The sequence below is a fragment of the Lactonifactor longoviformis DSM 17459 genome, from assembly GCF_900129135.1.
Classification (GTDB): Bacteria; Bacillota; Clostridia; order Lachnospirales; family Lachnospiraceae; genus Lactonifactor; species Lactonifactor longoviformis.
Genome location: NZ_FQVI01000066.1, coordinates 1 through 3,524 on the forward strand (window position 1 = coordinate 1; position 3,524 = coordinate 3,524).

The following is a 3,524-nucleotide window of genomic DNA, read 5'->3' on the forward strand; positions in this document are numbered from 1 at the left end:
GGGTTGGATTCCGGTGCCTTACATACTTTTCACTAATAGCATAATAACATTTTATAAATGTGAATTGGGTGAAACTTTCCTCAACATAGAGTAAATTTCGGCGTCACTGTAACTATCTGGGATTTTATTCAAAATGTCCTCTATTTTCTTAGATATTGTACTTCTGTCATATCCTAATTCTTCCCCAATTTCCCTATCTTTCATGTCATCTATGAATTTAAGCCGGAAAATTGTCCTTTCCTCCAAATTGAAAAGTTCCGAATTTTCTACAAATGATTCAATATCCAGTTTCATGTCTTCGTACAGTCGCTTGTTCGCTGTCAAATCTATTATCAACTGCTTTATAGTATCTTCACGCTCAGAACTCGATTTTACACTTGCACCCGAAACCACAAAATGACATTCTGCGTACGGGAAAACTCCCATAGAACCTCTAACTACACCATGTTCGGAAGTAAGTGGATGCTTTTCAAAGTACCTAAGCCTGCGCTCCATAGATTTAATCATGCTACCAAGGTACTTATAGTTTGCAAAAAATTCTCTGGTTAAAATCATATCCCGTATTCCTCCTAAATTAACATGGTCTTTGCATAGGTTCGGCTTTTGCTGTGCCGCCTCCGCTTTCCCGAACCGCCAGCATCGCCAACATATCCGGTCCGTCATCATGCGGGTTTCTTACTAACTGGCTGTACGCACACACCCAACTCATCATCTGTCCGTAATCAGACTTTACTTCATATCCATCTGGATTCTCCGGTGTCTTGGGCGCCCGGAAGATAACATGCTCAATAACCCATGGGCTATTGACGATAATTCGAGTTTCCTTATTGGTTGAGGTGTATTTTTTATCGACACTGCAACGTCCACCACGCTCTTTGATATTGGCCTGGAGGACATCTCCTGTTCTGACACCCTCTTTGTTTGACTCAACCTGGCAAATCTGGGTGTTGTTTCTTACGAGACAATCGGCATTCATGTCGTCCAGTTTGTAAGGGTCAATATTCTGGAATACACAGTCATGCAGGTAGTAGTCCTGACCGTACTGATAAAACACACCAAGCGCATTATAGTCGGTTCCCGTTCCTTTAGGGTCCAAAATTGCCAGAATGGCATCTGGCTCTTTATCTGGCAGCACACCATAGTACCGCCGCAGCTTATCAGGTTCATAAAGAATCCCCTCACGCTCCACCGGTTCATTCTTGTACAGACACTTATATGTAATATCATCCAGGGATTGCTCAATGTCCTCGAAATAGTCTTCATCGAATCCAACACCGTATTTAAAATTCCAGTTGCTCTTTCCTGATGCCGGGTCAATATCTGGAACGGAGATAAAAACGCACCTGTCGTTCCCGCGATAAATATTCTGTATACGCCCAATTACATCCCATACGGACCACCGGGTTGCGATATGGAGTTCCTTACACTTTTTGCCTTTCTTCCCCTGCTTTTTACGTGTCTTTAGGTCAGTGCTGTACTTTGTCCAAAGCTTATCCAGACGGATTTTAGACAAAGCTTCCTCGATGCCTGAGCACAAGTCATCGCAGTAAAGCAATCCTTCAGCACGGGTAACACCTGTTTGGGAGGCTCCAAGCGCACGGAACGTTATAGACTTAAATGGTTTGAACTTGCCGAGATTAATTGTTTCTTCTTTGGCATTGACGTTCTCAATCTGAACATCCGGGAAAATGTCCCGCCAGCAATACTCAGCTACCTGCCCAGGTTTCAAGCCTACACCAATGATATTGCAGATTACATCATAGACCATCCGGGTGACGTGACCGGAATGAGAAGAGAAAAGGTTGCACAGGTCTGGATTCCATCCTATCCAACCGGATAAGAACATCTCGGCCAGAGTTGTCTTCCCGATACCTGGCGGGCAAGATATAGATAAAATATCAATCTCATCATCAATAAGTTTCTGCAGGGCCTGTACGATGCCGTGCTGACGAAGCTGTTCGCGCCGAGGGAGATAAAAGCGTTCTTCCGGATCCCGGTCCTTTTCCAGATATAGCAAATATGAGTCTAGATCCCGGTTCTGCGCCAAAAACAGCATGGACTTCCAGTACAGGTCCGCAAATCGTTTGACCTCCGCCCTGCCTCTGGTGCCGATTGCTGCTTTCCGTTTGACGAACTGCGCCTCATCCTTTGCCAACTCTATGTCTTCGTCTTTGACCGCCAGGACCATATCCATGAGCATTGAGAGGTTATCATATTGGTTGAGGTCCCTCTTATGTAGCGCCCGGATAATCTGTAGATGTTTCTTTAAATCTGCCATGCCTCCACTTCCTTTAACTGTTACAGGTTAGCGACTATCTCTGGTGATAGCCGGTGGTATATACTAATTAATTTATTGATTCCATGTTATTTGGTTGCTACTGAGTCTATAATAAGTCGTTATATCAACATTTTGCATCGTTGTGCCGCTTAATCTCTTTTGACAGCCGATAAATGGCAACCGATTTAAGCCTTTCTTCCTTTAAATTTTTCTTTGTGCTCCAAATAGAAACAATAATATTTATTAAAAATACGATTATTAATATTATAGTTATGATGTAGTCCATGGGCTTCCTCCTAATTTTTGTAATAAAAAACCAACCATCGAATATTGATGGTTGGTAAGTTATTTAAGATTTAGTCCCTCACATATCTCCCTTCGCATTTTTTCATTTCGTTCAACCTGCCTAAATACATCAGAAGTGAATAATCCATTTGATAACCCTATTAGTGCAGACTGTGCCATTTCAACTTTATCCTTCTTAACAAAAAACGGTTTACGTTGCTTAAACCCTGCTAGTTTTGAAGCAGCTATTCTTAGCTCTTTACTTGCTTCATCATATAATGTTTGCCAAGTATCCGTAAAAAAATTGTCCTCCGCCTTATTGACTGGATTCATAAACACATTTGCATAATATACAAGAATATAGCTAATTTCAGATTTAATTGATTTATATTCTTGCATTGGCTTAACATAACACTCAACAACAATCTGTCCAACAATAAAAACAAGTGAGCCGCTAACAATTGTTAAAAAAGTGGATAAAAGTATTTTCATTTTCTTTCTCCTATGCGTGGTTTTCAAATTCAAAACCTATGCTAATTATTATACTCTACAAACCATCAATATTCAATTACCAACGTACAAAACGGACAGCCGGGACTTGAACCCGGAGCATGGAATAATAACATCCATGGTTCCCCGGCATATAATGCAGCATTGACCGGTTACTGCAATAAATGCACTTTCTGTCCAAACTGGCATAGCAGGGCTTGAACCTGCGACAACCCGGTTAACGGCCGGACGCTCTACCAACTGAGCTATATGCCAATAATTGGAGCTTACATACTAGTAATTTGCATATTGGTCACAATTACACCTCCACTGTACTTTACTCCAATAATCGGGGTATCCGGATTTGAACCGGAATCATGCGGATTAAAACCGCCGCTCTACCATTGAGTTATGCCCCCTAAGTGAATGGCCCAAGTTAACCATTCACTGTTGCGGTTCTTTTGTCTGCCAT

The 3,524-nt window shown here is 41.8% G+C and carries 3 protein-coding genes and 2 tRNA genes; all 5 read right to left on the reverse strand.

Translation table 11 applies throughout. The features are described from left to right. Positions 1 to 51: 51 nt before the first annotated feature. Positions 52 to 555: a sigma-70 RNA polymerase sigma factor region 4 domain-containing protein gene (locus BUA56_RS22390; RefSeq protein WP_072854965.1), complete on the reverse strand. Its 504-nt coding sequence runs from the start codon at positions 553 to 555 to the stop codon at positions 52 to 54. A gap of 19 nt (positions 556 to 574) precedes the next feature. Further along, a complete protein-coding gene (gene terL, locus BUA56_RS22395; RefSeq protein ID WP_072854966.1) occupies positions 575 to 2,278 on the reverse strand; it encodes a phage terminase large subunit in 1,704 nt (567 codons plus the stop codon). Between the two features lie 345 nt (positions 2,279 to 2,623). Further along, positions 2,624 to 3,055 (reverse strand): hypothetical protein, encoded by a 432-nt coding sequence (locus BUA56_RS22400; RefSeq protein ID WP_072854967.1) that lies wholly within the window; start codon positions 3,053 to 3,055, stop codon positions 2,624 to 2,626. A 200-nt stretch (positions 3,056 to 3,255) separates the two neighbouring features. Further along, positions 3,256 to 3,328 (reverse strand) — tRNA-Asn (locus tag BUA56_RS22405). Between the two features lie 73 nt (positions 3,329 to 3,401). After that, positions 3,402 to 3,471 (reverse strand) — tRNA-OTHER (locus BUA56_RS23135). Positions 3,472 to 3,524: the final 53 nt, after the last annotated feature.